The organism is Streptomyces altiplanensis (genome assembly GCF_053591575.1).
Window position 1 is genome coordinate 52,349 of the sequence record NZ_JBSFUB010000010.1, and the last position, 25,640, is coordinate 77,988.

At 69.5% G+C, this 25,640-nt stretch carries 26 protein-coding genes and 4 tRNA genes; 21 read left to right on the forward strand and 9 right to left on the reverse strand.

Annotated elements, in window-relative coordinates; genetic code table 11:
• Positions 1-3: 3 nt before the first annotated feature.
• From ACWD0Y_RS07170 to ACWD0Y_RS07185, 4 genes are all read left to right on the forward strand, one after another.
• Positions 4-1,611 (forward strand): NADH-quinone oxidoreductase subunit M, encoded by a 1,608-nt coding sequence (locus ACWD0Y_RS07170; RefSeq protein ID WP_450259429.1) that lies wholly within the window; start codon positions 4-6, stop codon positions 1,609-1,611.
• On the forward strand, positions 1,608-3,116 hold the full coding sequence (locus ACWD0Y_RS07175; protein WP_450259430.1) for an NADH-quinone oxidoreductase subunit N: 1,509 nt from the start codon (positions 1,608-1,610) through the stop codon (positions 3,114-3,116). Before ACWD0Y_RS07170 ends, ACWD0Y_RS07175 begins: the two co-directional genes overlap by 4 nt.
• A gap of 144 nt (positions 3,117-3,260) precedes the next feature.
• Positions 3,261-4,124, forward strand: coding sequence for a zinc metalloprotease HtpX (gene htpX / locus ACWD0Y_RS07180; RefSeq protein WP_450259431.1), 864 nt, complete (start codon positions 3,261-3,263; stop codon positions 4,122-4,124).
• Positions 4,121-4,513, forward strand: coding sequence for a YccF domain-containing protein (locus ACWD0Y_RS07185; protein WP_450259432.1), 393 nt, complete (start codon positions 4,121-4,123; stop codon positions 4,511-4,513). Before htpX ends, ACWD0Y_RS07185 begins: the two co-directional genes overlap by 4 nt.
• 125 nt (positions 4,514-4,638) lie before the next feature.
• On the opposite strand, the gene ACWD0Y_RS07190 is transcribed toward ACWD0Y_RS07185, so the two are convergent.
• Positions 4,639-5,880 carry an APC family permease gene (locus ACWD0Y_RS07190; protein WP_450259433.1) on the reverse strand — a complete coding sequence of 414 codons (1,242 nt, stop codon included), beginning with the start codon at positions 5,878-5,880 and terminating at the stop codon, positions 4,639-4,641.
• Between the two features lie 57 nt (positions 5,881-5,937).
• Between ACWD0Y_RS07190 and ACWD0Y_RS07195 the strand changes: the two genes are divergently transcribed.
• Positions 5,938-6,207 carry a GlsB/YeaQ/YmgE family stress response membrane protein gene (locus ACWD0Y_RS07195; RefSeq protein ID WP_093799583.1) on the forward strand — a complete coding sequence of 90 codons (270 nt, stop codon included), beginning with the start codon at positions 5,938-5,940 and terminating at the stop codon, positions 6,205-6,207.
• Positions 6,208-6,283: 76 nt separating this feature from the next.
• Here ACWD0Y_RS07195 and ACWD0Y_RS07200 read toward each other — a convergent pair whose 3' ends face one another.
• From ACWD0Y_RS07200 to ACWD0Y_RS07210, 3 genes are all read right to left on the reverse strand, one after another.
• Positions 6,284-6,940, reverse strand: coding sequence for an alpha-ketoglutarate-dependent dioxygenase AlkB family protein (locus ACWD0Y_RS07200; protein WP_450259434.1), 657 nt, complete (start codon positions 6,938-6,940; stop codon positions 6,284-6,286).
• Complete coding sequence (locus tag ACWD0Y_RS07205; RefSeq protein WP_450259435.1) at positions 6,937-7,455, reverse strand: methylated-DNA--[protein]-cysteine S-methyltransferase; 519 nt, start codon at positions 7,453-7,455, stop codon at positions 6,937-6,939. The genes ACWD0Y_RS07200 and ACWD0Y_RS07205 overlap by 4 nt, the downstream gene beginning before the upstream one ends.
• 162 nt (positions 7,456-7,617) lie before the next feature.
• Positions 7,618-8,106 carry a YajQ family cyclic di-GMP-binding protein gene (locus tag ACWD0Y_RS07210; RefSeq protein ID WP_028812401.1) on the reverse strand — a complete coding sequence of 163 codons (489 nt, stop codon included), beginning with the start codon at positions 8,104-8,106 and terminating at the stop codon, positions 7,618-7,620.
• 224 nt (positions 8,107-8,330) lie between these two features.
• Here ACWD0Y_RS07210 and ACWD0Y_RS07215 point away from each other — a divergent pair.
• Positions 8,331-8,412, forward strand: a tRNA-Tyr gene (locus ACWD0Y_RS07215).
• Positions 8,413-8,588: 176 nt separating this feature from the next.
• On the opposite strand, the gene ACWD0Y_RS07220 is transcribed toward ACWD0Y_RS07215, so the two are convergent.
• On the reverse strand, positions 8,589-9,245 hold the full coding sequence (locus ACWD0Y_RS07220) for an SDR family oxidoreductase (RefSeq protein WP_450259436.1): 657 nt from the start codon (positions 9,243-9,245) through the stop codon (positions 8,589-8,591).
• A gap of 90 nt (positions 9,246-9,335) precedes the next feature.
• The gene (locus ACWD0Y_RS07225) at positions 9,336-10,595 is read right to left on the reverse strand and encodes an amidohydrolase family protein (RefSeq protein WP_450259437.1); all 1,260 of its coding nucleotides are present in this window, start codon (positions 10,593-10,595) and stop codon (positions 9,336-9,338) included.
• A 231-nt stretch (positions 10,596-10,826) separates the two neighbouring features.
• Between ACWD0Y_RS07225 and ACWD0Y_RS07230 the strand changes: the two genes are divergently transcribed.
• The 6 genes from ACWD0Y_RS07230 to ACWD0Y_RS07255 all read left to right on the forward strand — a co-directional run bounded on the left by ACWD0Y_RS07230 (position 10,827) and on the right by ACWD0Y_RS07255 (position 13,468).
• A tRNA-Thr gene (locus ACWD0Y_RS07230) sits at positions 10,827-10,899 on the forward strand.
• 47 nt (positions 10,900-10,946) lie between these two features.
• Positions 10,947-11,019: transfer RNA gene (locus ACWD0Y_RS07235), tRNA-Met, on the forward strand.
• Positions 11,020-11,108: 89 nt separating this feature from the next.
• The gene (gene rpmG / locus ACWD0Y_RS07240; protein ID WP_003956487.1) at positions 11,109-11,273 is read left to right on the forward strand and encodes a 50S ribosomal protein L33; all 165 of its coding nucleotides are present in this window, start codon (positions 11,109-11,111) and stop codon (positions 11,271-11,273) included.
• Between the two features lie 92 nt (positions 11,274-11,365).
• Positions 11,366-11,818 (forward strand): FAS1-like dehydratase domain-containing protein, encoded by a 453-nt coding sequence (locus tag ACWD0Y_RS07245; protein WP_450259438.1) that lies wholly within the window; start codon positions 11,366-11,368, stop codon positions 11,816-11,818.
• Positions 11,818-12,246, forward strand: a complete 429-nt coding sequence (locus tag ACWD0Y_RS07250) for a MaoC family dehydratase (protein ID WP_450259439.1) — start codon at positions 11,818-11,820, stop codon at positions 12,244-12,246. Before ACWD0Y_RS07245 ends, ACWD0Y_RS07250 begins: the two co-directional genes overlap by 1 nt.
• A gap of 166 nt (positions 12,247-12,412) precedes the next feature.
• The gene (locus ACWD0Y_RS07255; RefSeq protein ID WP_450259440.1) at positions 12,413-13,468 is read left to right on the forward strand and encodes a UDP-N-acetylmuramate dehydrogenase; all 1,056 of its coding nucleotides are present in this window, start codon (positions 12,413-12,415) and stop codon (positions 13,466-13,468) included.
• A gap of 32 nt (positions 13,469-13,500) precedes the next feature.
• Here ACWD0Y_RS07255 and ACWD0Y_RS07260 read toward each other — a convergent pair whose 3' ends face one another.
• Entirely contained in the window at positions 13,501-14,139 is a 639-nt protein-coding gene (locus ACWD0Y_RS07260) for an NAD(P)-dependent oxidoreductase (protein ID WP_450259441.1), read from the reverse strand.
• Between the two features lie 91 nt (positions 14,140-14,230).
• Here ACWD0Y_RS07260 and ACWD0Y_RS07265 point away from each other — a divergent pair, with 91 nt between their 5' ends.
• On the forward strand, positions 14,231-14,824 hold the full coding sequence (locus ACWD0Y_RS07265) for a TetR/AcrR family transcriptional regulator (protein ID WP_450259442.1): 594 nt from the start codon (positions 14,231-14,233) through the stop codon (positions 14,822-14,824).
• Here ACWD0Y_RS07265 and ACWD0Y_RS07270 read toward each other — a convergent pair.
• Together ACWD0Y_RS07270 and ACWD0Y_RS07275 are read right to left on the reverse strand one after the other, a co-directional pair.
• Positions 14,817-15,836 carry an adenosine deaminase gene (locus tag ACWD0Y_RS07270; RefSeq protein ID WP_450259443.1) on the reverse strand — a complete coding sequence of 340 codons (1,020 nt, stop codon included), beginning with the start codon at positions 15,834-15,836 and terminating at the stop codon, positions 14,817-14,819. The two genes, ACWD0Y_RS07265 and ACWD0Y_RS07270, sit on opposite strands and share 8 nt — an antisense overlap.
• Before the next feature lie 125 nt (positions 15,837-15,961).
• Positions 15,962-17,188, reverse strand: coding sequence for a pyridoxal phosphate-dependent aminotransferase (locus ACWD0Y_RS07275; RefSeq protein WP_450259444.1), 1,227 nt, complete (start codon positions 17,186-17,188; stop codon positions 15,962-15,964).
• 193 nt (positions 17,189-17,381) lie between these two features.
• Here ACWD0Y_RS07275 and ACWD0Y_RS07280 point away from each other — a divergent pair.
• The 8 genes from ACWD0Y_RS07280 (at position 17,382) to rpoB (ending at position 25,618) form a co-directional block, all read left to right on the forward strand.
• Positions 17,382-17,454, forward strand: a tRNA-Trp gene (locus tag ACWD0Y_RS07280).
• A 106-nt stretch (positions 17,455-17,560) separates the two neighbouring features.
• On the forward strand, positions 17,561-17,848 hold the full coding sequence (secE, locus tag ACWD0Y_RS07285; protein WP_093799570.1) for a preprotein translocase subunit SecE: 288 nt from the start codon (positions 17,561-17,563) through the stop codon (positions 17,846-17,848).
• A 74-nt stretch (positions 17,849-17,922) separates the two neighbouring features.
• Positions 17,923-18,816, forward strand: coding sequence for a transcription termination/antitermination protein NusG (gene nusG, locus ACWD0Y_RS07290; protein ID WP_450259445.1), 894 nt, complete (start codon positions 17,923-17,925; stop codon positions 18,814-18,816).
• Positions 18,817-18,978: 162 nt separating this feature from the next.
• The gene (rplK, locus tag ACWD0Y_RS07295) at positions 18,979-19,413 is read left to right on the forward strand and encodes a 50S ribosomal protein L11 (protein WP_028812391.1); all 435 of its coding nucleotides are present in this window, start codon (positions 18,979-18,981) and stop codon (positions 19,411-19,413) included.
• Positions 19,414-19,492: 79 nt separating this feature from the next.
• Positions 19,493-20,215 carry a 50S ribosomal protein L1 gene (gene rplA, locus ACWD0Y_RS07300; RefSeq protein WP_093799568.1) on the forward strand — a complete coding sequence of 241 codons (723 nt, stop codon included), beginning with the start codon at positions 19,493-19,495 and terminating at the stop codon, positions 20,213-20,215.
• 344 nt (positions 20,216-20,559) lie between these two features.
• Positions 20,560-21,090: a 50S ribosomal protein L10 gene (gene rplJ, locus ACWD0Y_RS07305; RefSeq protein ID WP_028812389.1), complete on the forward strand. Its 531-nt coding sequence runs from the start codon at positions 20,560-20,562 to the stop codon at positions 21,088-21,090.
• Between the two features lie 110 nt (positions 21,091-21,200).
• Entirely contained in the window at positions 21,201-21,587 is a 387-nt protein-coding gene (gene rplL, locus ACWD0Y_RS07310) for a 50S ribosomal protein L7/L12 (RefSeq protein ID WP_450259446.1), read from the forward strand.
• 548 nt (positions 21,588-22,135) lie between these two features.
• On the forward strand, positions 22,136-25,618 hold the full coding sequence (gene rpoB, locus ACWD0Y_RS07315) for a DNA-directed RNA polymerase subunit beta (protein WP_450259447.1): 3,483 nt from the start codon (positions 22,136-22,138) through the stop codon (positions 25,616-25,618).
• Positions 25,619-25,640 lie beyond the last annotated feature (22 nt).

The following is a 25,640-nucleotide window of genomic DNA, read 5'->3' on the forward strand; positions in this document are numbered from 1 at the left end:
GCCGTGATCGATATCAGCCCGTCCGTGATGCAGTTCCTCCTGGCGTTCGTCGTCGTCGCCCCGCTCCTGGGGGCGGTCGCGGCCCTTCTCCCGGCCCCGCCCGGACTGAAGGGCAAGAGCCCGGACCAGGCCGTGCTCCGCCACGGCGTGACCGTGACCGGCGCGATCCTCGTCGCCGCCCTCGCGCTCACATTCGGCTTCGACCACGACCACCCGTCGAAGATGCAGGCCACGACCGACATCAGCTGGATCCCGGCGCTCGACGTCAGGATCCACCTCGGCATCGACGGCATCTCGCTCCCCCTCCTCGTGCTGACCGCGCTGCTGACCTTCCTCTGCGCGCTCTACAGCTACTTCAAGCAGCAACATGAGCGGCTGACGCCGCGGGCCGCGGGCCCCTCCCCGAAGGCGTTCGTCGCACTCCTCCTCGTCCTGGAGTCCGGCACCCTCGCGACCTTCGCCGTCCTCGATCTCCTGCTGTTCTTCCTGGCGTTCGAGATGGTCCTCATCCCGATGTACTTCCTCATCGCCCGCTGGGGCGGCGACCAGAGGCAGCCCGCCGCCTGGAAGTTCATCCTCTACACGCTGCTCGGCTCCGTCGTCATGCTGCTCGGTCTCCTCCTCGTCGGGCTGAAGGCGGGCACGTTCGACATGGTGGCACTCGCCACTGACAACGGCCGTGGACTGACCACGTCCGTGCAGGTCGTCGCCGTTCTCGCGATCGGTCTCGGCCTCGCCGTCAAGACCCCGATGTGGCCGCTGCACAGCTGGCTCCCCGACGCCCACACCGCCGCCCCCACCGTCGGCTCGGTCCTCCTCGCCGGCGTCCTGCTGAAGATGGGCACGTACGGATTCGTCCGCATCGCCCTCCCCGTCGCCCCCGACGGCATGCGGGTCTTCGCGCCCTACCTCGCCGCCTTCGCGGTCGTCGGCATCATCTACGGATCCCTGGCCTGCCTCGCCCTGGCCCGCAAGGGCGCCAAGGGCGACCTGAAGCGCCTGATCGCGTACTCCTCCGTCGGTCACATGGGCTTCGTGCTCCTCGGCATCGCGTCCATGACCCCCACCGGCGTCAACGGCGCGCTCTTCGCCAACATCGCCCACGGCCTGATCACCGGCCTGCTCTTCTTCCTGGTCGGCGCCCTCAAGGACCGCTACGGCACCGCGGACCTCGACACCCTCGCCGGTGCCACCGGCGCGGCCCTCTACGGCCGCGCCCCCCGCCTCGGCGGCCTCCTCGCCTTCGCCGCGGTCGCCTCCCTCGGCCTCCCCGGCCTCGCCGGGTTCTGGGGCGAGATGCTGACGATGTTCGGCGCCTTCGACCCCGCCGAGGGCCTCAGCCGCCCCGCCTTCCTCACCTTCATGGCGATCGCCGGCCTCGGCACCCTGCTGACCGCCGCGTACCTGCTCGTCGTCGTACGCCGTGTCTGCATGGGCGTCCCCCCGCAGCAGGCATCCGGACCGACGAAGATCATCGACGTCCAGGGCTACGAATTCGCCGCCTGGACCCCCCTCGTCGCCCTCACCGTCCTCGCCGGACTCTGGCCCGCGGTCCTCCTCGGCCTCACCGACCCGGCCGTGCAGAAGCTCCTCGCAGGAGGCAAGTCGTGACCGTGGCCGCCGAAAGCGCCAGCCTCGTCCAGTCCGTCGACTGGCCGGCGATCGCCCCGCCGACCATCACGGCGGCCGTCGGTCTGATCGTCCTGGTCGCCGACCTCTTCGTACCCGAGAGCAGGAAGCAGCTGCTCGGCCGGCTCTCCGTCGCCGGTCTGGCCGCGGCGATCCTCACTCTCCTCCCCCTCCGCCAGGGCGACCGCTCCACCTTCTGCCTGAACTCCGACGCGGACGTCTGCAGCTACACCGCCGACCACTTCACCCTCGTCATCCAGTTCCTGGTGCTCGGCGGCGCGCTGCTCACCGCCCTGCTCTCGATGACCGAGACGGTGAAGGACAAACTCCCCGCGGGCGAGTTCTGGTTCCTCCTGATGTCCTCGGCAGCCGGGGCGGCCCTGCTCCCCGCCGCCCGCGACCTCGCCACCCTCGTCGTCGCCCTCGAAGTCGCGTCACTGCCCGCCTTCGCCCTCGTCGGCATGAAGCGCGGCGACCGCCTCTCCTCCGAGGCGGCCCTGAAGTTCTTCCTCTCCTCCGTCACCGCGACCGCCGTCACGCTGCTCGGTGTCAGCTTCGTGTACGCGACGACCGGCACCCTGCACCTCACCGAGATCGCCGTGCGCCTCGGTGACGTACCGGCGCAGCTCGACACCCTCGCCAAAGCAGGCGTCGCCCTGACCCTCATCGGCTTCGCCTTCAAAACGGCCGCGGTCCCCTTCCACTTCTGGGTCCCCGACACGTACGTGGGGGCGCCCCTCCCCGTAGCCGCCTACCTCTCCGTCATCGGCAAGGCGGTCGGCTTCACGGGCCTCATCCTGGTCACCGTCGTGGCCTTCCCCTCCTACGCCGACGTATGGGGCCCGGCCGTCGCCGTGCTGGCAGCCCTCACCATGACCGTGGGCAACGTGGCGGCCCTCCGCCAGTCGGCCACGCGTGCGTACAGCGCCGTCCGCCTCCTGGCCTGGTCGTCGGTCGGCCAGGCCGGCTACATCCTGGTCCCGATCGCCGCGGCGGCGTACTCCAGCGACGACCAGATCGGCTCCACCGTCGCGTACGCCCTGATGTACGCCGTGGTGAACCTCGGTGCCTTCGCGGTCGCGGCCCTCGTCGCCCGTACGCACCCGCTCAACCGGATCACCGACTACCGCGGCCTCTACGCGACCCGCCCCCTCGCCGCCCTCGCGCTCGGCTTCTTCCTCCTCTGCCTCGCGGGGCTGCCGCCCGGCATCATCGGCCTCTTCGCCAAGGTCACGGTCTTCTCCGCGGCCGTCGACGCGGGGCTCGGCTGGCTCGCGGTCGTCATGGCGGTGAACGTGGTGATCGCGCTCTACTACTACCTCCAGTGGACCGCCGTCCTCTTCCGCGCACCCGAGGGCGAACCGTCCCGCCACGCGGTCCCCGTGCCCATCACGGCCGCCATCGCCCTGACCGCCGTCGCGGGCATCGCCCTGTCCGGCGTACCGCAGCTGGCACTGCGCTTCGCCACCGGCAATCTCTTCCAGTAAGCACGGATGGCCCAACGGCCGCCCCGGTAGCACAAGGGAACTAGCCCCCCTCGCTTGGCGTTGACCAGTAAGGGAGGGTCCACTGAATGTGGAAGCACCCCCCAAGCAAGGGGTTCCCCTGCCGCACCATTTGGAGGGCGCACCGTGCACCGCCGGCACAACGGACTGAGGACCGCCGTACTCCTCGGGGGACTGTCAGCACTCATCATCGTCATCGGCAGCTTCTTCGGCCGTACGGGTCTGATCGTCGCGGTTCTCGTCGCGCTCGGCACCAACGCCTACGCGTACTGGAACAGCGACAAACTGGCACTCCGCGCGATGCGCGCCCGCCCCGTGAGCGAGTTCGAGGCGCCACAGCTCTACCACATGGTCCGCGACCTCTCCACCCAGGCCCGTCAGCCGATGCCCCGTCTGTACATCTCGCCGACCCAGGCCCCCAACGCCTTCGCGACCGGCCGCAACCCCCGCAACGCGGCGGTCTGCTGCACCGAAGGGATCCTCCAGCTCCTCAACGAGCGTGAACTCCGCGGCGTCATCGGCCACGAACTGAGCCACGTCTACAACCGGGACATTCTGATCTCCTCGGTCGCCGGAGCGCTGGCTTCAGTGATCATGTTCCTGGTCAACTTCGCCTGGCTCATCCCCGTCGGCCGCTCCGACGACGACGAGGGTCCGGGCCTCTTCGGCATGCTGCTGATCATGATCCTGGGGCCCCTGGCCGCCTCCGTCATCCAACTCGCGGTGAGCCGTTCCCGCGAGTACCAGGCAGACGCCTCCGGAGCCCAGCTCACCGGCGACCCGCTCGCCCTCGCGAGCGCCCTGCGCAAGCTCGAGGCAGGCACGAAGCAGCTGCCGCTGCCTCCCGAGCCGCGCATCGAGACCGCGAGCCACATGATGATCGCGAACCCGTTCCGTCCCGGGCAGGCGGCGTCAAAGCTGTTCTCGACGCACCCGCCCATGGCGGAACGCATCGCCCGACTCGAACAGATGGCAGGTCACCGCCCGTGAAGACAATCCTGAACGTCATATGGCTGGTGCTGAGCGGCTTCTGGCTCTTCCTCGGCTACCTCCTGGCCGGCGTACTCCTCTGCGTCACGGTCATCGGCATCCCCTTCGGCCTGGCGTCCTTCCGCATCGGCCGCTACGCCCTCTGGCCCTTCGGCTACACCGCGGTGGAGCGCCACGACGCGGGATCCCCCTCCTGCGTGGGCAACGTCCTGTGGCTGGTCCTGGCGGGCTGGTGGCTGGCGCTGAGTCACGTCGTCACGGGCATCGCGCTCTGCGTCACGGTCATCGGCATCCCGTTCGGCATAGCCAACTTCAAGATGATCCCCGTCTCGCTGCTCCCGCTGGGCCGCGAAATCGTCCCGACGGACCAGCCGTTCGCGTCCAGGTGACCGCCCGGCTCCCCGCCCCGAGGACCGACGGCCGACGGCCCCGGTGCCGGGCGGGGACGCCCCGGCGCGGCACCGGCCCCAACACCCCCGCGGCGCCGGGCGCATGCGCGAGGCCGGGCCCGGACTCAGCCCACGGCCCTCCGCACCCCGTACGCGGCCGCCCCCACCGCCAGCACCGCCGCTCCCGCCCCCACCGAGGCCACCGGCAGCGCGAACGCCAGCCCCGCGCATCCCACGGCCCCGCCCGCCGCCACGACCCGCCCGGGCCCCGGCCCCAGCGTCCACGCCGAGGCGTTGGCGATCGCGTAGTACACCAGCACCCCGAACGACGAAAACCCGATGGCTCCACGCACATCACCGGTCGCGGCCACCACAGCGACAACCGCCCCCACCGCCAACTCGGCCCGGTGCGGCACCTGGAACCGCGGATGTACGGCGGCCAGCGCACCCGGCAGATGACCGTCCCTGGCCATCGCCAGCGTGGTACGCGACACCCCGAGGATCAGCGCCAGCAACGACCCGAGTGCCGCCACAGCCGCACCGGTCCGCACCACGGGCGCCAGCTCCCTCGCGCCCGCCGCCCGCACCGCGTCCGCCAAGGGCGCCGTGGAAGAGGCGAGTTCCCCGGCGCCCAGCACCGACAGCACCGCGACCGCCACGCACGCGTACACCACCAGCGCGATCCCCAGCGCCACCGGAATCGCGCGCGGGATCGTACGGGCCGGATCGCGCACCTCCTCGCCGAGCGTCGCGATCCGCGCGTACCCGGCGAACGCGAAGAACAGCAGCCCGGCAGCCTGAAGCACCCCGCCGGGTCCCGAACCACCGGACCCCGCACCGCCGGGTCCCGAACCCAGCGAAGGCCCCTCCGCCCCGAGACACACCGCCACGACAGCCGCCAGCACCGCCAGCACCACCGCCACGATCGCCCGCGTCAGCCACGCCGACTTCTGAACGCCCCCGTAGTTCACCGCGGTCAGCACCACCACAGCGGCGACAGCCACCCCGTGCGCCTGCTCCGGCCACACGTACGCCCCGACCGTCAGCGCCATGGCCGCGCAGGAAGCGGTCTTCCCCACCACGAAACCCCAGCCCGCCAGATACCCCCAGAAGGGCCCGAGCCGCTCCCGCCCGTACACGTACGTCCCGCCGGAGGCCGGGTAGCGGGCCGCGAGCCGTGCGGAGGACATCGCGTTGCAGTACGCCACCACAGCGGCCAGCGCCAGCCCCGCCAGCAGCAGCGTCCCGGAGCCGGCCGCCCCCGCCGCCGGCGCGAGCGCCACGAAGATCCCCGCGCCGACCATCGCCCCGAGCCCGACCATCACGGCATCGAAGACCCCGAGCGTCCGCCGCAGTTCCTGTGTCATGGGCCGCACCCTACTGACCTGCGCAACCACCCGGAGCTCCGGAACGTCTTCGGCTGCATGAGCATCATCAGCTGGATCGTCCTCGGTCTGCTCTCCGGAGCCGTCGCCAAAATCCTGCTTCCCGGGCGCGATCCGGGCGGCCTGATCGGCACGACCCTCATCGGGGTCGCGGGCGCGTTCATCGGCGGCTGGGCCTCGGCCCGCTATCTCGACCGCCCGATCGCCAACGAGTTCTACGACGGGGCCACCTGGGCCGCCGCCATCGGCGGGGCGCTCGCCCTCCTGGTCGTGTACCGGATCCTCTTCGGCCACTCACGTTCCCGCTGAGCCGCCTGAGTCACCTGAGCCACTCAGGGCCACCTGACCCATTCAGAGCCGCCTGAGCCGCCCAGAACCACCTGAACTACCCGAGCCCCGTCTCCCGCAATGTGATGTTGAGCCGCCCGCCCGCCATCCCGGTCCCCGGACCACCGCTCCCCGGCAGCACCTTCGGCACCCCGTGGTACGCGAAGCGCGAAGGCCCCCCGAAGACGAAGAGATCCCCCGAGGCCAGCTCCACATCCGTGTAGGGCCGCCCCCGGCTCTCCGTGTTGCCGAACCTGAAGACGCACGTGTCGCCGATGCTCAGCGACACCACGGGAGCCCCGGACCGCTCGTCCCTGTCCTGGTGCATCCCCATCTTCGCGTCGCCGTCATAGAAATTGACGAGCGCGGTGTCCGGCGCGTACCCCCGCGCCGTCTCCTCGTCCCCGTACGCGACGGCCAGCGCCCGCCGCCCCAGCTCCGCCAGCCACTCGGGAAACGCGGCCACCGGCGCGCCGTTCACGTCGTCCGCCGTGCGCGTGTACCGGTACGGCTGCCAGTGCCACCCCACGCACACCGTCCGCACCGACATGACCCCGCCGTTCGGCAGCCGTGTGCGCCGGATCGGCACCGGACCCCGCGCCCACTCCCGGCACGCCCCGACCAGCTCCCGCTGCTCGTCCACCGGCAGCCAGCCGGGCACGTGCACGGCCCCCGGCGCGATCTGCGCCCGCTCCCGGGGGAACAGCCCGGTCACGCCGGCGCCCCGGCCCCCTCGAGTTCCAGCAACCGCCGCTTGCGTTCGAGCCCCCCCGCGTACCCGGTCAGCGAGCCGTCCGCCCCGATCACCCGGTGGCACGGCCGCACGACGAGCAGCGGGTTGCGCCCGATCGCCGTTCCCAGCGCCCGCACCCCGGCCCGCGAGACCCCGATCCGCTCGGCGAGCTTCCCGTACGACGTCGTGGTGCCGTACGGAATCGTCTCCAGCGCCTCCCACACCCGCCGCTGGAAGTCCGTACCGGCACCGCCGGCGTACTCCACGTCGAAGCGCGTCAGTTCCCCGCCGAAGTACGCCCGCACCTGCCGCGCGATCTCCTCGAAGGCCCCGGGCTCGCGCCGCCACCCGTCCGGCACGTCACCGACGGCGACTCCGCCCTTCTGCCCGGGCACCGACAGCGAGGCCAGCGCCGTACCGCCGACGGCGGTCGAGGACTCCTCGCCCACCAGCAGCAGTTCACCCAGTGGGCTGTCCACGGTCGCGTAGAGCGTCATGGCCGGTCCCTTCCCTCACAGTGCGTTCCCGTACGTTCCCGTACGCCCCGTCACGACGAGTCTGCGACGCCGGGCCCGCCGGAGCTGGCGGAATTCGGACATCGCGGCGGGGGTGGAGCCGGCCGCACCGCCTCCACCCCCGCTCCGCGGCGAACCGCCAGGTCAGCGGTAGTTCACGAACTGCAGCGCGAAATCGAAGTCCTTGCCCTTGAGCAGCGCCTGCACGGCCTGGAGGTCGTCACGGCTCTTCGAGCTGACCCGCAGCTCGTCGCCCTGGACCTGCGCCTTGACGCCCTTGGGACCCTCATCGCGGATGATCTTCGCCACCTTCTTGGCGTTGTCCTGGGAGATGCCCTCCTCGATGGACGCGAAGATCTTGTACTCCTTGCCGGACAGCTGCGGCTCGCCGGCGTCCAGCACCTTGAGCGAGATCCCGCGCTTGACCAACTTGGTCTCGAAGACGTCGAGGATCGCCTTGACCCGCTCCTCCGAGTTGGCCTGCATCAGGATCTTCTCGCCGGACCAATCGATCGAGGCGCCGACGTTCTTGAAGTCGTAGCGCTGCGAGATCTCCTTCGCGGCCTGGTTGAGGGCGTTGTCGACCTCCTGCCGCTCGACCTTCGAGACGATGTCGAAACTGGAGTCGGCCATGTCCTGTGGCTCCTTGTGATCGGGGGATGGGGGTACCGGTTCCGGGTTGCCTCGCCGGGCGGGGTACGCGGCCGGTGCTCCCGGGCCGCTTCCGTAAAGCCTAGTCACCCGCGCCCGCCCCGAGCACTGATCAATCCGGTGGCGGAGCACCCCCGGGTATCGGGTATCGTTTACGTCGTTGCCACGGAACACCGCCCAGGCGGTCGACCGAAGCGACATCCCATGGCGGTGTGCCCGAGTGGCCAATGGGAGCGGACTGTAAATCCGCCGGCTTAGCCTTCCCAGGTTCGAATCCTGGCGCCGCCACAGGTAGGGAAACCCCCTCCGGACTGCAGAAATGCGGACCGGAGGGGGTTTTCTGGTTGACGGGCCGGTTGATGAACCGGCCCGGCACCCTCGGCACCCGGAATTCCTCGGCACCCGGAACACTCCGGCACCCGGAACACTCCGGCTGCCGGAATTCTCCGGCAGCCGGATGACGTTCAGTTACCGGCCACGTCCTTCACCGCGACCGTGACCGGCACCGGGCCGCTGACCAGCTCCAGGGTCAGACCCGCCGTCGACGGAGTCTCCAGCAGCTCGGCCAGGACGGCCGCCACGTCGTCGCGCGTCACCGGACCACGCCCCGTCGAGGCCCCGAGGCGTACGAGCCCCGTGCCCGCGTCGTTCGTCAGGCTGCCCGGCCGCAGGATCGTCCAGTCCAGGCCGGTCCGGGAGCGTACGTCCGCGTCCGCCGCACCCTTGGCGCGCAGGTACGCGTCGAAGACCTCGTCGCCCGCCCGCTCCGGATCCGCGCCCATCGAGGACACGACGAGGAAGCGGCGTACGCCCGCCCGCTCCGCCGCGTCCGCGAAGAGCACGGCCGCGCCCCGGTCCACCGTGTCCTTGCGCCCGGTGCCGCTCCCGGGCCCCGCGCCCGCCGCGAAGACAGCGGCGTCGGCGCCTTCCAGCACCTCGGCGACCTGCTCGGCGGAAGCCGATTCCAGGTCGAGCACGACCGGCTCGGCGCCGGCCTCCCGCAGATCCTCGCTCTGCCCGGAATCGCGGACGATGCCCGCGACCTCGTACCCGCGTGCGGCGAGCAACCGCTCCAGCCGCAGTGCGATCTGACCATGTCCACCCGCGATGACAATGCGCATGCTCCCGACCGTACGCGCACCTCTGCGCGCGTGCTCAGGGCCCGGCCGCCCCGGGGGAACACCCCGGTGAGGCGCGGTGCGCGCGCCGGCTCAGCCCCGCCCCTGGCGCGGCAGGCCGAGCGCGACGGCGGCCGCCGAGTCGCAGTACTCCCGTACCGCGCTGGTACGCGCCACCACCCGCCCGCGGTGGATGACGACGCGGCTGTACGCGAGCGACAGCACCCCCGCGATCCGCTCTCCGCGTACGGCGACCAACTCCGCCGGGAACCCCGCCTCCACCCGCACCTCGGGCAGCCCCATCGCCTCCCGCGCCGCCGAGCTCACCGCCCCGTACGCGTCCGAAGCCCGCATCCCGCCCTGCGAGGCCAGCAGGTAGGCGGCCTCCAGCGGATCCCCGCGCCCCACCGGATTGGCCACGTCCCGCAGCGCCCCGCTGCCCGCGGCGACCCGCACCCCGGCCGCCCGCAGCAGCCGTACGGGAGCCGGCCCGCCGCCCCGCCGTTCCACCCCCGCGCAGTTGCCCTGCGGCAGGCAGACCACGGTCACCCCGGCCGCGGCCAGCTGTCCGGCGGCACGCTTCGCCGCCTCCAGGGGCAGCCGGGAGAGCCCGGCGCACGGGCCGATCGTGACCCCGGGCCGCAGGCCGCCCACCATCGCCGCGAGCCGGGCGAGCCGGGCCGGATCGTCACCCTCCGTATGGAGGTCCACGGGGCAGCCGTGCTCGGCGGCGACCTCCAGGACCGCCTCCGTGTAGCCGGCCGGGTCGGGGTCGAGGTCCGGGCAGCCCCCCACCGCGCCGGCGCCCATCTTCACGGCGTCCCGCAGCATCGACAGGCCGTCCGCGCCCGCGAGGCCGGTGAGCAGCCGGGGCACGGCCACGGCGGTCAGATCGGCCAGCCCGCGCAGCGAGCGCCGCGCCTGGAGCACCGCCTCCATGGACCTGAGCCCCTGCACGTCCCCGATCCGCACGTGCGAGCGCACCGCGGTCGCGCCGTGCCCCAGCTGGAGCAGCACCGCCTCGGTGGTGCGGCGCTGGACCTCCTCGGCGCGGTACGGAACCGGGCCGCCCACGTCGGCGGTGAGAGCGGTGTCACTGTGGGCGTGCGGCTCGGCGGGGGCGGGCAGCAGGAGGTGGCCGCCGAGGTCCACGCGCGCGCCCACCGCGGGGAGGCTGCCCGCGGTGCCGACGGCCTCGATGCGCCCGTCACTGAGCCGTACGTCCACGGTCCGGCCGTCGGTGAGACGGGCCGAGCACAGAAGCAGCGTGGTGCTGTCGGCGCCGGGCAGGCCGTCGCTGTTTCCCGAGCCGCCGCCGGACGAACGGGGCGGCTGCGGCTGGCTGTCGGACATCGGGCTCCTGCGGGGGCTCGGGCGTACAAGATCAAGATCAAGATCACGCAGCGTGAGACGAGCCTAGGGGGCCGCAAACCAGCCTTCGACGAGGAGCGCAATAGTCGTACCGGTGTGGGCACGAGTGGCGTACGGGGCGGGTGTGGTGAGCGCGGGAAAGAGGGCGGGGGAGCGGGGCCGGAAAACGGATTTGGGCGATCGGCGGGCAACCGTGTAATGTCTTCATCGCTCGCCCCAATAGCTCAGTCGGTAGAGCGTCTCCATGGTAAGGAGAAGGTCTACGGTTCGATTCCGTATTGGGGCTCTGGTGATCGGTGATCCCCGCCTTCGGGCGGGGGGATCCGTCATCAAAGCGGTGTAGCTCAGTCGGTAGAGCAAGCGGCTCATAATCGCTGTGTCACCGGTTCAAGTCCGGTCACCGCTACACACGGTAGCCGATTGTGGGGTCGGTCCTTCGATCGGCTACTCTTTTATGCGTTCATCCGTTCATCCGTCCGTCCAAGGAGCACTCACGTGGCTGCCACCGACGTCCGCCCGAAGATCACGCTGGCCTGCGTGGAGTGCAAGGAGCGGAACTACATCACCAAGAAGAACCGGCGTAACAACCCGGACCGTCTTGAGATGAAGAAGCACTGCCCGCGCTGCAACTCGCACACTGCGCACCGCGAAACCCGCTAAATACAGGCTCGTATGCGAGGCCGTCCCCACTTCGGGGGCGGCCTCGTGTCGTTTGTCCAGTCAACTCATCAGGCATCAGGAGGTACGAGTCCATGGCGCTCGATCAGTCCTTCGTGGGGCGGGCCTACCCGCCCACCGCACCGTACGAGGTCGGCCGGGAGAAGATCCGTGAGTTCGCCGAGGCTGTGGGCGACACCAATCCCGCGTACACCGACCCGGAAGCCGCCAAGGCGCTCGGACACTCCGATGTGATCGCACCGCCGACCTTCGTCTTCGCCATCACCTTCAAGGCGGCGGGCCAGGTCGTCGAGGACCCGCAGCTGGGTCTGGACTACAGCCGTGTGGTGCACGGCGACCAGAAGTTCGCGTACCGGCGCCCGGTGCGCGCGGGGGACCGGCTGTCGGTCACCTCGACGATCGAGGCGGTCAAGTCGATGGCGGGCAACGACATCGTGGACATCCGCGGTGAGGTCCACGACGAGACCGGTGAGCATGTCGTGACGGCATGGACGAAGCTCGTCGCGCGCGCGGCGCAGGAGGCGTGATGACTGCGAAGATCTCCTACGCGGACGTCGAGGTCGGCACCGAGCTGCCGGCCCAGTCCTTTCCCGTGACGCGCGCCATGCTCGTGCAGTACGCGGGCGCCTCCGGCGACTTCAACCCGATCCACTGGAACGAGAAGTTCGCCACCGAGGTCGGGCTGCCGGACGTGATCGCGCACGGCATGTTCACCATGGCCGAGGCGATCCGGGTGGTCACCGACTGGGCCGGCGACCCGGCCGCCGTCGTCGAGTACGGCGTGCGCTTCACCAAGCCGGTCATCGTCCCGAACGACGACAAGGGCGCGCTGATCGAGGTCAGCGCCAAGGTCGCCGCGCTGCTGGACGACAACCGGGTCCGGGTGGACCTGATCGCGATGAGCGCCGGGCAGAAGGTGCTGGGCATGTCCCGCGCCGTGGTCCGGCTCGCCTGACGCAAGGGACGCCCCCGTGATCGCGGGGGCCGCGGCCCCCGCTGATCCCGCCCCGGCGCGAGAAGCGGCGGCCGCCGCCGCGGCGGGAGCACGAGGAGCGGCTCGTCCACCGACGCCCGGGTACGGGGCGCCTCCGGCTGCCGGAGGCGCCCCGTACGCTTGTCCCGTGCAGGAACTCCACGACGCTCCCCTCGCCCCCCTGACCACCTTCCGGCTCGGCGGTCCCGCGACCCGTCTCGTCACGGCCACCACCGACGACGAGGTGATCGCCGTCGTCCGCGAGGCCGACGCGGCCGGCACCCCGCTGCTCGTCATCGGCGGCGGAAGCAACCTGGTCATCGGCGACAAGGGCTTCGACGGCACCGCCCTGCGCATCGCGACCACCGGCTTCCGCCTCGACGGCACGTCGCTGGAACTGGCCGCCGGCGAGGTCTGGACCGACGCCGTCGCCCGCACCGTCGAGGCGGGCCTCGCGGGCATCGAGTGCCTCGCGGGCATCCCCGGCTCGGCCGGTGCGACACCGATCCAGAACGTCGGGGCGTACGGCCAGGAAGTGTCCGGCGTCATCACCGAGGTCGTCGCCTACGACCGCCGGGCGGGCGAGACGGTCACCCTGCCCGCCGCCGACTGCGACTTCTCGTACCGCCACAGCCGCTTCAAGCGGGACCCGGACCGTTTCGTCGTCCTGCGCGTCCGCTTCGCGCTGGAGGACGCGGGCGGCCTGTCCGCGCCCATCAAGTACCCCGAGACCGCGCGCACGCTGGGCGTCGCGGCCGGCGACCGCGTGCCCGCCGCCGTCGCCCGCGAGACCGTGCTGGAACTGCGCGCGGGCAAGGGCATGGTCCTGGATCCCGAGGATCACGACACGTGGTCCGCGGGATCCTTCTTCACCAACCCGATCCTGACGGACGAGGAGTACGCCGCCTTCCTCGCCCGCGCCCAGGAGCGCCTCGGCTCCGGTGTGACGCCGCCCGCCTTCCCGGCGGGTGACGGCAGGACCAAGACCTCGGCGGCCTGGCTGATCGACAAGGCCGGCTTCACCAAGGGGTACGGCTCGGGCCCGGCCCGTATCTCCACCAAGCACACCCTCGCCCTCACCAACCGCGGGGACGCGACCACCGACGACCTGCTGGCGCTCGCCCGCGAGGTCGTCGACGGGGTCCGCGAGGCGTTCGGCGTGACGCTGGTGAACGAACCGGTGACGGTGGGCGTCAGCCTCTAGCAGCAGGGGAAAGCCCCGCGGGGCGCGTCGGCCTAGTACGCGACCCCCACCCCCTGCTTCACCGTCGCCGGGTCGTCCACCATCGCGAGCATCGCGTGCGCCACATCCGCCCGTGCGATGCTCCTGCCGCTGCGCGGGCTGCCCCCGACGACCGTCCGGTACCTCCCCGTCACCGGCTTGTCGAGCAGCCTCGGCGGCCGCACCGACGTCCAGTCGGTCGCCGAGCGCGCCAGCTCCTCCTCCATGACGCGCAGATCGGCGTACACGTCCTTAAGGACCGCGCCGACCACCGACAGCATGGCGCGGTCCAGGAGCGGCTGGTCCTCGGGCACCGGCCCGAGCGGAGCCGCGCTGACCACCAGCAGGCGTCGTGTGCCCTCCGCCTCCATCGCCCGCAGCACCCGGCGGGTGAGGTGCGCGGCGATCCCCGCGTCCTTGCGGGTGCGGGCCCCGAGCCCGGAGAGCACGGCGTCACGTCCCTCCACCGCCCGGCGCAGCGTCTCCAGGTCCCCGTCGCTCAGCTGTGCCGGGAAGACCTCCAGGCGCTGCCCTGTCACGCCGAACCGCGCCGGATCGCGCACCACCGCTGTGACCTGGTGCCCCTCCGCCAGCGCCTGCTTGACGATCTCCTGTCCGATGCCGCCGGTCGCGCCGAAAACAGTGATCTTCATTGCGCACCCTCCCCAGGTGGGTAAGTATTCACTCACTTCTCACCAGGGTGGGTGAATGCTTACTCACCCGTCAAGCTTTCATGGAGCACACATGCAGAAGCCCGCACGAGAGCGGATCCTCGACGCTTCCCACGAGCTGATGCGGACCATCGGCCTGGCCCGTACCACCACCAAGGAGATCGCCCGGGCCGCCGACTGCTCCGAGGCCGCGCTGTACAAGCACTTCGCGAGCAAGGAGGAGCTCTTCGTGGCCGTGCTGAAGGAGCGCCTGCCCGAGCTGGGCCCGCTCCTCCACCGCCTCACCGCCGAACCCGGGGCCCGCTCCGTCGAGGAGAACCTCACCGAGATCGCCCGCCAGGCCGTCCACTTCTACGCGGAGAGCTTCCCGATCGCCGCCTCGCTCTACGCCGAGACCAAGCTCAAGCGCCGCCACGACGACTCGATGCGGGAGATGGGGACCGGCCCCCACACGCCCATCGAGGGCCTCGACACCTACCTGCGCTCGGAGCGCGAAGCCGGCCGCCTCAGCCCCGGCGCCGACACCTTCGCGGCCGCGTCACTGCTCCTGGGCGCCTGCGCCCAGCGCGCCTTCGCCTATGACTCCACCATCGGCAAGAAGCCCCCGCAGTCCGTGGACGACTTCGCCGCGGCTCTCGCCCGCACCCTGCTGAACGGAATCAGCTAGTCAGCCAGTGATCGATCCCGGAGAGCAGCTTCGCCTGTACGTCACCGGGCGCGGCCGACCCGCGCACCGACTGCCGCGCCAGCTCCGCCAGCTCGGCGTCCGTGAACCCGTGGTGCTGCCGCGCCAGCTCGTACTGCGCCGCCAGCCGCGACCCGAACAGCAGCGGGTCGTCCGCGCCCAGCGCCATCGGCACCCCGGCGTCGTACAGCGTCCGCAGCGGCACGTCCTCGGGCTTCTCGTACACCCCGAGCGCCACGTTCGACGCCGGGCACACCTCGCACGTCACGCCCCTCTCGGCCAGCTTCCGCAGCAGCCGCGGATCCTCGGCCGCCCGTACGCCGTGCCCGATCCTCGACGCGCGCAGATCGTCCAGGCAGTCCCGTACGGACGCCGGCCCGGTCAGCTCCCCGCCGTGCGGCGCGGCGAGCAGTCCGCCCTCGCGCGCGATCGCGAACGCGCGGTCGAAGTCCCTGGCCATGCCCCGGCGCTCGTCGTTGGAGAGCCCGAAGCCGACGATCCCGCGGTCCGCGTACCGCACGGCGAGACGCGCCAGCGTCCGCGCGTCCAGCGGGTGCTTCATCCGGTTCGCCGCGACCAGCACCCGCATCCCGAGCCCGGTCTCCCGCGACGCGCTGTCCACCGCGTCCAGAATGATCTCCAGGGCCGGAATCAGCCCGCCCAGCATCGGCGCGTACGACGTCGGGTCGACCTGGATCTCCAGCCACCCCGAGCCGTCCCGCACGTCCTCCTCGGCCGCCTCGCGCACCAGCCGCTGGATGTCCTCGGGCTCGCGCAGACACGAGCGGGCGGCGTCGTACAGCCGCTGGAAGCGGAACCAGCCCCGCTCGTCGGTCGCACGCAGCTTCGGCGGTTCCCCGCTCGTCAGGGCCTCCGGCAGGTGCACGCCGTACTTGTCGGCCAGATCGAGCAGTGTGCCGGGCCGCATCGATCCGGTGAAATGCAGATGCAGATGGGCCTTCGGCAGCAGTCGGACATCGCGCACACTCAACATCCCAAGATCCTGCCGTACGCACGGGCCGCCCGGAAGCACCTTTTCTCGAACGAGTGGCCGCCCGAACGCGGAAACGGGCCCCCGACAGCGGCCGGGGACCCGTTCAGTCACTAAAAAAGCAATTGCTAGTCGCGGGCCTCCGCCAGCAGCTTCTGGATCCGCGACACGCCCTCGGCCAGGTCCTCGTCGCCCAGCGCGTACGAAAGCCGCAGGTAACCCGGCGTGCCGAACGCCTCGCCCGGAACCACCGCCACCTCGACCTCGTCCAGGATCAGCGCGGCCAGCTCGACCGAGTCCTGCGGGCGCTTGCCGCGGATCTCCTTGCCGAGCAGCCCCTTGACCGAGGGGTACGCGTAGAACGCGCCCTCCGGCTCCGGGCAGACGACGCCGTCGATCTCGTTGAGCATCCGCACCATCGTCTGGCGGCGGCGGTCGAAGGCGGAACGCATCTCGGCGACCGCGTCCAGGTCACCGGAGACCGCGGCCAGCGCCGCCGCCTGCGCGACGTTGGAGACGTTCGACGTGGCGTGCGACTGCAGGTTGGTCGCGGCCTTCACCACGTCCTTCGGGCCGATGATCCACCCCACGCGCCAGCCGGTCATCGCGTAGGTCTTGGCGACGCCGTTGACCACGATGCACTTGTCCCGCAGCTCGGGCAGGACCGCCGGGAGGGAGACCGCGGACGCGTCGCCGTACACCAGGTGCTCGTAGATCTCGTCCGTCAGCATCCACAGACCGTGCTCGACGGCCCAGCGGCCGATCGCCTCGGTCTCGGCCTCGGTGTACACCGCGCCGGTCGGGTTGGACGGGGAGACGAAGAGGACCACCTTGGTCTTCTCCGTACGGGCCGCCTCCAGCTGCTCGACCGACACGCGGTAGCCGGTGGTCTCGTCGGCGACCACGTCGACCGGGACACCGCCCGCGAGGCGGATCGACTCGGGGTACGTCGTCCAGTACGGCGCCGGGACGATGACCTCGTCGCCCGGGTCCAGGATCGCGGCGAAGGCCTCGTAGATGGCCTGCTTGCCGCCGTTGGTGACCAGGACCTGCGAGGCGTCCGGCTCGTAGCCGGAGTCACGCAGCGTCTTCGCGGCGATCGCGGCCTTGAGCTCGGGGAGCCCGCCGGCCGGCGTGTAGCGGTGGTACTTCGGGTTGCGGCAGGCCTCGATCGCGGCCTCGACGATGTAACCGGGCGTGGGGAAGTCGGGCTCGCCGGCGCCGAAGCCGATGACCGGACGGCCGGCGGCCTTCAGGGCCTTGGCCTTTGCGTCCACGGCAAGGGTTGCGGACTCGGAGATCGCGCCGATTCGGGCTGAGACCCGGCGCTCGGTGGGAGGAGTTGCAGCGCTCATGCGGCCCATCGTCCCAGACCGCAAACACGCCGGGCACACAGATGCCGAGGGGTGGACGCGAAGCGGTCCGGGGCAGTCTGTTCGACGCCGGGCCTGTGACCACGTACACTCACTCGTCGTTGGCCCTCAACAGCAGCTCCTCCGTGTGCACTCCGTGCACTCGGCCGGATGCGGTAGGTTGGGGTAACCACAAAGGGTCGTAGCTCAATTGGTAGAGCACTGGTCTCCAAAACCAGCGGTTGGGGGTTCAAGTCCCTCCGGCCCTGCTACACACATCTTCGCCAGGATGTGTGCGCATGTACGTACTTCTATGCACCGCCGTGCGGCTCCACCGGGCGCGGCACGGCCACGACCCGGAATCAGGTGAGTAGCGTGACGGACGCCGTGGGCTCCATCGACATGCCTGATGCCCAGGACGAGACTCCGGATTCCAAGAAGAAGTCCCGCAAGGGCGGCAAGCGCGGCAAGAAGGGCCCTCTGGGCCGTCTCGCGCTCTTCTACCGCCAGATCGTCGCCGAGCTGCGCAAGGTCGTGTGGCCCACCCGCAGCCAGCTGACGACGTACACCACCGTGGTGATTATCTTCGTCGTCGTCATGATCGGCATCGTGACCGTAATCGACATGGGCTTCGCCCGAGCCGTCAAGTACGTTTTCGGCTGATCCCGCGTAGGGCGCCCTTCCCGGCGCCCCTTTCGCACGTTCCACCCATTTGTATCCAGGAAGAAGCAGCCACCGTGTCTGACCCGAACCTGAACGACGCCGTTGAGCCGAGCGAAAGCGCGGAGTCCGCTGAGGACCAGCTCGACATCGTCGAGGCGGCCGACGAGGACCAGGCGGAAGCTGCTGACGCCGCTGCGGGCGAGCCGGCGGAAGAGTCCGCCGTGAGCGACGAGGCCGACGAGGCCGACGAGGCCGACGAGGACATCGCCGAGGAAGCCGCCGAGGCGGACGAGGACATCGCCGAGGAAGCCGCCGAGGCGGACGACGCCGAGGAAGAGGCCGCGGAGCCGGTCGACCCGATCGCCGCCCTCCGCGAGGAGCTCCGCACCCTGCCCGGCGAGTGGTACGTCATCCACACGTACGCCGGGTACGAGAAGCGCGTGAAGGCGAACCTGGAGCAGCGCGCGGTGTCGCTGAACGTCGAGGAGTTCATCTACCAGGCGGAAGTGCCCGAGGAAGAGATCGTCCAGATCAAGAACGGCGAGCGCAAGAACGTTCGCCAGAACAAGCTTCCCGGTTACGTCCTGGTCCGCATGGACCTCACCAACGAGTCCTGGGGCGTCGTCCGCAACACCCCCGGTGTCACCGGCTTCGTCGGCAACGCCTACGACCCGTACCCGCTGACGCTGGACGAGATCGTCAAGATGCTCGCCCCGGAGGCCGAGGAGAAGGCCGCCCGCGAGGCAGCCGAGGCCGAGGGCAAGCCGGCGCCCAGCCGCAAGATGGAGGTCCAGGTTCTGGACTTCGAGGTGGGCGACTCGGTCACGGTCACCGACGGCCCCTTCGCGACCCTCCAGGCGACGATCAACGAGATCAACGCCGACTCGAAGAAGGTCAAGGGCCTCGTCGAGATCTTCGGTCGCGAGACCCCGGTCGAGCTCAGCTTCGACCAGATCCAGAAGAACTGACCCTCTCTGGAACACCCGCTTCCGACCAGGTCAGACCGGCTCTCGCAGCTGGTCTGACCTGCTCGGTTTTTAGCCGCACCTCGATACCCGTTATCGTTGTGCGGTATGCCTCCGTCCGGTGATCGGATGGCAGGAAACTCTCACTAGGACCCGGAGAGAGCAATGCCTCCCAAGAAGAAGAAGGTCACGGGGCTCATCAAGCTCCAGATCAACGCCGGCGCGGCCAACCCGGCTCCGCCGGTCGGCCCCGCGCTGGGCCAGCACGGCGTCAACATCATGGAGTTCTGCAAGGCCTACAACGCCGCGACCGAGTCGCAGCGTGGCATGGTCGTGCCGGTGGAGATCACGGTCTACGAGGACCGCTCCTTCACCTTCGTGACGAAGACCCCGCCGGCCGCCAAGCTGATCCTCAAGGCCGCGGGCGTGGACAAGGGATCGGGCGAGCCCCACAAGACCAAGGTCGCGAAGCTCACCGCCGCTCAGGTGCGCGAGATCTCGACGGTCAAGCTCCCCGACCTGAACGCCAACGACCTCGAGGCCGCGGACAAGATCATCGCCGGCACCGCCCGTTCCATGGGCATCACGGTCGAGGGCTGAAAGTCCCCGTAGCACCTCAGTGGTAGGGCCAAGCGCTGGTCCGCACCACGACTCCACCCTCCATACCTCAGGAGCAGAAGTGAAGCGCAGCAAGAACTTCCGCAGCGCGGACGCGAAGATCGACCGGGAGCGCCTGTACGCCCCGCTCGAGGCCGTCCGTCTCGCCAAGGACACCTCCACCACGAAGTTCGACGGCACCGTCGAGGTCGCCATGCGTCTGGGTGTCGACCCGCGCAAGGCCGACCAGATGGTCCGCGGCACCGTGAACCTGCCGCACGGCACCGGCAAGACCGCCCGGGTCCTGGTCTTCGCGACCGGTGACCGTGCTGCGGCCGCGGAAGCCGCCGGCGCCGACATCGTCGGCTCCGACGAGCTCATCGACGAGGTCGCGAAGGGCCGTCTGGACTTCGACGCCGTCGTCGCCACCCCGGACCTCATGGGCAAGGTCGGCCGCCTCGGCCGCGTGCTCGGTCCGCGTGGTCTGATGCCGAACCCGAAGACCGGAACGGTCACCCCGGACGTGGCGAAGGCTGTCACGGACATCAAGGGCGGCAAGATCGAGTTCCGCGTCGACAAGCACTCGAACCTGCACTTCATCATCGGCAAGGTCTCCTTCGACGAGACGAAGCTGGTCGAGAACTACGCCGCGGCGCTGGAGGAGATCCTCCGTCTCAAGCCGTCCGCCGCGAAGGGCCGCTACATCAAGAAGGCCGCCCTCGCCACGACGATGGGTCCCGGCATCCCGCTGGACCCGAACCGCACCCGTAACCTCCTCGTCGAGGAAGACCCGGCAGCTGTCTGACCGGGTCGGGCCCTGGGCTCTCCCAGGGCTCACTGAGCGGCTCTGATCGGGCCCCGTACCTCCCCCAGGGGAGGTACGGGGCCCGATTTGCTTGTGGGCGAACCGTTCGCGTAGTCTTCCCCAGAAGCCAAAGACCGCTGGTCGTTGCCGTGCCTTGCGAAAGGTGCGGTGGCCGAAGGATCCGCTAGGTGCGGACGACCTGCGCAGGTGTCGTGGAAAGCTCCCGGGCGTGCTTGAGAAAGCACAGCCGGTCGAGCTCAGCCCCGTGCGCCTGCGCCGGGGCGTTTCGTTTTGCCCAGCCCCTTCTGAGCGGTCCTCATCACCCGGAAGGAGGCCGACGCTCTATGGCAAGGCCCGACAAGGCTGCCGCGGTAGCCGAGCTCGCGGACCAGTTCCGTAGCTCGAACGCCGCCGTGCTGACCGAGTACCGGGGTCTCACCGTGACGCAGCTCAAGACGCTGCGTCGTTCGCTCGGTGAGAACGCCCAGTACGCCGTGGTGAAGAACACGCTGACCAAGATCGCGGCCAACGAGGCCGGGATCAACACGCTGGACGACCTGTTCGCAGGCCCGACGGCGGTTGCCTTCATCACCGGTGACCCGGTGGAGTCGGCGAAGGGTCTTCGTGACTTCGCCAAGGAGAACCCGAACCTGATCATCAAGGGCGGTGTCCTTGATGGCAAGGCGCTGTCCGCCGATGAGATCAAGAAGCTTGCGGACCTCGAGTCCCGCGAGGTTCTGCTCGCCAAGCTGGCGGGCGCCATGAAGGGCAAGCAGTCCCAGACTGCCTCGCTGTTCAAGGCGCTTCCCTCGAAGTTCGTCCGCACCGCGGAGGCGCTTCGTGCCAAGCAGGCCGAGCAGGGCGGTGCCGAGTAATTCGGCTCGCTTTCTGACCGGCGCCGTCTAGGCGCAGGTCGCAGCGGGCCGGAAGTACGCCCGCCTCACATGTACATCGGCACCAGCCGAATTAGTGGAAGGACGCCATCATGGCGAAGCTCACCCAGGACGACCTGCTCGCGCAGTTCGAGGAGATGACCCTCATCGAGCTCTCCGAGTTCGTGAAGGCCTTCGAGGAGAAGTTCGACGTCACCGCCGCTGCCGCGGTTGCCGCCGCCCCCGCCGCCGGCGGTGCCGCCGGTGCCGCCGAGGCCGCCGAGGAGCAGGACGAGTTCGACGTCATCCTCACCGGTGCCGGCGACAAGAAGATCCAGGTCATCAAGGTCGTGCGTGAGCTGACCTCGCTGGGTCTGAAGGAGGCCAAGGACCTCGTCGACGGCGCTCCGAAGCCGGTCCTCGAGAAGGTCACCAAGGAGGCCGCCGAGAAGGCTGCCGAGTCCCTCAAGGGCGCGGGCGCGGCCGTCGAGGTCAAGTGACCTCGTTGAGTCTCTGACTCAGCTGCTCTCGTCCTAAGGGCGACCACCCGTTCGGGTGGTCGCCCTTAGGCGTTCCCGGGGCGCCGTTCTTGCTCTTGGCGCCCCGGCGAGTATCGTGATCTTCGCCGTACGCCTCGCGGTGTCCAGGTGCTGTGCGGCGCCGTGGCCGGTGTCCGCCCCTTCCGGAGGGCGGGGGGCCTTGACGAACCGCACGAGGCGCGCAATTCTCAGGACGCGTTGTCATACCGATCCGGATCCGAGGCATGGATCGGCGACGCAGAGGGCAGTATCGATATGCGCATACAGCGCATGGTTTTCCGCAGGAGTTGAGTACAGCGAGGGTCTCAAAGAACCCGCTCTGGACATCAGTGAGCCGAGTGGCTACACTGACCCTTTGCGCTGCCTGTTAGCTGCCTCCTGCCCGTCACCAGGGGCATGCCCACGCTCGAGCATCGATGACCGACTTCCCTGACCAGGGATATCTGCCGCTGTGCCAGCTTGGGACCGGTACGCGCGTAGTGAGTCCGAGCCCTCGGAAGGACCCCCTCTTGGCCGCCTCGCGCAACGCCTCGACCTCCAATACGAACAACGGCGCCAGCACCGCCCCGCTGCGCATCTCCTTTGCAAAGATCAAGGAGCCCCTCGAGGTTCCTAACCTCCTCGCGCTGCAGACCGAGAGCTTTGACTGGCTGCTCGGCAATGCCGCTTGGAAGGGTCGCGTCGAGGCCGCTCTCGAGAGCGGACAGGACGTCCCCACCAAGTCTGGTCTGGAAGAGATCTTCGAGGAGATCTCGCCGATCGAAGACTTCTCCGGGTCGATGTCGCTGACGTTCCGCGACCACCGCTTCGAGCCTCCGAAGAACTCGATCGACGAGTGCAAGGAGCGCGACTTCACGTTCGCGGCTCCCCTCTTCGTCACTGCGGAGTTCACCAACAACGAGACCGGTGAGATCAAGTCCCAGACGGTCTTCATGGGCGACTTCCCGCTCATGACGAACAAGGGCACCTTCGTCATCAACGGCACCGAGCGTGTCGTGGTGTCGCAGCTGGTCCGCTCGCCGGGTGTCTACTTCGACTCCTCCATCGACAAGACGTCCGACAAGGACATCTTCTCGGCCAAGATCATCCCGTCCCGGGGTGCCTGGCTGGAGATGGAGATCGACAAGCGCGACATGGTCGGTGTCCGCATCGACCGCAAGCGCAAGCAGTCCGTCACCGTCCTCCTCAAGGCTCTCGGCTGGACCACCGAGCAGATCCTCGAAGAGTTCGGCGAGTACGAGTCCATGCGCGCCACCCTGGAAAAGGACCACACCCAGGGCCAGGACGACGCGCTGCTCGACATCTACCGCAAGCTGCGCCCGGGCGAGCCGCCCACGCGCGAGGCTGCTCAGACGCTGCTCGAGAACCTCTACTTCAACCCGAAGCGCTACGACCTCGCGAAGGTCGGCCGCTACAAGGTGAACAAGAAGCTCGGCGCCGATGAGCCGCTGAACGCCGGTGTCCTCACCAGCAAGGACATCATCGCCACCATCAAGTACCTGGTCCGGCTGCACGCCGGCGAGGTCGAGACGGTCGGCGAGTCGGGTCGCAGCATCGTCGTCGAGACCGACGACATCGACCACTTCGGCAACCGTCGTCTGCGCAACGTCGGCGAGCTCATCCAGAACCAGGTCCGCACGGGTCTGGCTCGTATGGAGCGCGTCGTGCGCGAGCGCATGACGACTCAGGACGTCGAGGCGATCACGCCTCAGACCCTGATCAACATCCGGCCGGTCGTCGCCTCCATCAAGGAGTTCTTCGGCACCAGCCAGTTGTCGCAGTTCATGGACCAGAACAACCCGCTGTCGGGTCTCACCCACAAGCGCCGTCTGTCGGCTCTTGGCCCGGGTGGTCTCTCCCGTGAGCGGGCCGGCTTCGAGGTCCGTGACGTGCACCCGTCTCACTACGGCCGCATGTGCCCGATCGAGACTCCCGAAGGCCCGAACATCGGTCTGATCGGTTCGCTCGCCTCGTACGGCCGCGTCAACGCGTTCGGCTTCGTCGAGACGCCGTACCGCAAGGTCGTCGACGGTGTCGTCACCGACGACGTCGACTACCTGACCGCCGATGAGGAAGACCGCTTCGTCATCGCGCAGGCCAACGCGACGCTCTCCGAGGACATGCGCTTCGAAGAGTCCCGCGTGCTGGTCCGCCGTCGTGGCGGCGAGATCGACTACATCCCCGGTGACGACGTCGACTACATGGACGTCTCGCCGCGCCAGATGGTGTCGGTCGCCACCGCGATGATCCCGTTCCTCGAGCACGACGACGCCAACCGCGCGCTCATGGGCGCGAACATGATGCGTCAGGCCGTGCCGCTGATCACGTCCGAGGCGCCGCTCGTCGGCACCGGCATGGAGTACCGCTGCGCGGTCGACGCCGGTGACGTCATCAAGGCGGAGAAGGACGGTGTGGTCCAGGAGGTCTCCGCGGACTACGTCACCGTCACCAACGACGACGGCACGTACACCACGTACCGGATCGCCAAGTTCTCCCGCTCGAACCAGGGCACCTCGGTCAACCAGAAGGTTGTCGTGGACGAGGGCGCCCGCGTCGTCGAGGGCCAGGTCCTCGCCGACGGTCCGGCCACCCAGCAGGGTGAGATGGCGCTCGGCAAGAACCTCCTCGTGGCGTTCATGCCGTGGGAGGGCCACAACTACGAAGACGCGATCATCCTCAGCCAGCGTCTGGTGCAGGACGACGTCCTCTCCTCGATCCACATCGAGGAGCACGAGGTCGACGCCCGTGACACCAAGCTCGGCCCGGAGGAGATCACCCGGGACATCCCGAACGTCTCCGAAGAGGTCCTCGCGGACCTCGACGAGCGCGGCATCATCCGTATCGGTGCCGAGGTCGTCGCCGGTGACATCCTCGTCGGCAAGGTCACGCCCAAGGGCGAGACCGAGCTGACGCCGGAAGAGCGCCTGCTGCGCGCGATCTTCGGTGAGAAGGCGCGCGAGGTGCGCGACACCTCGCTGAAGGTCCCGCACGGCGAGGTCGGCAAGATCATCGGCGTCCGCGTCTTCGACCGCGAAGAGGGCGACGAGCTGCCGCCGGGCGTGAACCAGCTGGTCCGCGTCTACGTCGCGCAGAAGCGCAAGATCACCGATGGTGACAAGCTCGCCGGCCGTCACGGCAACAAGGGCGTCATCTCGAAGATCCTGCCGATCGAGGACATGCCGTTCCTGGAGGACGGCACCCCGGTCGACATCATCCTCAACCCGCTGGGTGTCCCGTCCCGAATGAACCCGGGACAGGTCCTCGAGATCCACCTGGGCTGGCTCGCCAGCCAGGGCTGGAAGGTCGAGGGCAGCGAGGACTGGATGGAGCGTCTGAAGGCCATCGGCGCCGACGAGGTCGCCCCCGGCACCAACGTCGCCACGCCGGTCTTCGACGGTGCGCGCGAGGACGAGATCTCCGGTCTCTTCGAGTCCACGATCCCGAACCGCGACGGCAACCGGATGGTCCTTCCGTCCGGCAAGGCCCACCTGTTCGACGGCCGCTCGGGCGAGCCGTTCCCGGACCCGGTCTCGGTCGGGTACATGTACATCCTCAAGCTCCACCACCTGGTCGACGACAAGCTCCACGCCCGTTCGACCGGTCCGTACTCCATGATCACCCAGCAGCCGCTGGGTGGTAAGGCCCAGTTCGGTGGCCAGCGCTTCGGTGAGATGGAGGTGTGGGCGCTCGAGGCTTACGGCGCCGCTTACGCCCTCCAGGAACTGCTGACCATCAAGTCCGACGACGTCACCGGCCGCGTGAAGGTCTACGAGGCCATCGTCAAGGGCGAGAACATTCCTGAGCCCGGCATCCCCGAGTCCTTCAAGGTGCTCATCAAGGAGATGCAGTCCCTGTGCCTCAACGTGGAGGTGCTGTCCTCGGACGGCATGTCCATCGAGATGCGCGACACCGACGAGGACGTCTTCCGCGCTGCGGAAGAGCTCGGTATCGACCTGTCCCGGCGCGAGCCGAGCAGCGTCGAAGAGGTCTGACGGGTTGGCCGGCCGCCGCTTC

What these genes read in the sequence shown, in the direction of transcription:
- ACWD0Y_RS07195 (WP_093799583.1), top strand. Translation starts at nt 5,938, where the DNA reads ATGAGCATCATCAGCTGGATCGTCCTCGGTCTGCTCTCCGGAGCCGTC.
- ACWD0Y_RS07250 (WP_450259439.1), top strand. Translation starts at nt 11,818, where the DNA reads ATGACTGCGAAGATCTCCTACGCGGACGTCGAGGTCGGCACCGAGCTG.
- ACWD0Y_RS07270 (WP_450259443.1), bottom strand. Translation starts at nt 15,836, where the DNA reads ATGTTGAGTGTGCGCGATGTCCGACTGCTGCCGAAGGCCCATCTGCAT.
- ACWD0Y_RS07225 (WP_450259437.1), bottom strand. Translation starts at nt 10,595, where the DNA reads ATGTCCGACAGCCAGCCGCAGCCGCCCCGTTCGTCCGGCGGCGGCTCG.
- ACWD0Y_RS07210 (WP_028812401.1), bottom strand. Translation starts at nt 8,106, where the DNA reads ATGGCCGACTCCAGTTTCGACATCGTCTCGAAGGTCGAGCGGCAGGAG.
- ACWD0Y_RS07190 (WP_450259433.1), bottom strand. Translation starts at nt 5,880, where the DNA reads ATGACACAGGAACTGCGGCGGACGCTCGGGGTCTTCGATGCCGTGATG.
- rplK (WP_028812391.1), top strand. Translation starts at nt 18,979, where the DNA reads ATGCCTCCCAAGAAGAAGAAGGTCACGGGGCTCATCAAGCTCCAGATC.
- ACWD0Y_RS07245 (WP_450259438.1), top strand. Translation starts at nt 11,366, where the DNA reads ATGGCGCTCGATCAGTCCTTCGTGGGGCGGGCCTACCCGCCCACCGCA.
- ACWD0Y_RS07275 (WP_450259444.1), bottom strand. Translation starts at nt 17,188, where the DNA reads ATGAGCGCTGCAACTCCTCCCACCGAGCGCCGGGTCTCAGCCCGAATC.
- rplJ (WP_028812389.1), top strand. Translation starts at nt 20,560, where the DNA reads ATGGCAAGGCCCGACAAGGCTGCCGCGGTAGCCGAGCTCGCGGACCAG.
- ACWD0Y_RS07260 (WP_450259441.1), bottom strand. Translation starts at nt 14,139, where the DNA reads ATGAAGATCACTGTTTTCGGCGCGACCGGCGGCATCGGACAGGAGATC.
- ACWD0Y_RS07205 (WP_450259435.1), bottom strand. Translation starts at nt 7,455, where the DNA reads ATGACGCTCTACGCGACCGTGGACAGCCCACTGGGTGAACTGCTGCTG.
- ACWD0Y_RS07220 (WP_450259436.1), bottom strand. Translation starts at nt 9,245, where the DNA reads ATGCGCATTGTCATCGCGGGTGGACATGGTCAGATCGCACTGCGGCTG.
- rplL (WP_450259446.1), top strand. Translation starts at nt 21,201, where the DNA reads ATGGCGAAGCTCACCCAGGACGACCTGCTCGCGCAGTTCGAGGAGATG.
- ACWD0Y_RS07265 (WP_450259442.1), top strand. Translation starts at nt 14,231, where the DNA reads ATGCAGAAGCCCGCACGAGAGCGGATCCTCGACGCTTCCCACGAGCTG.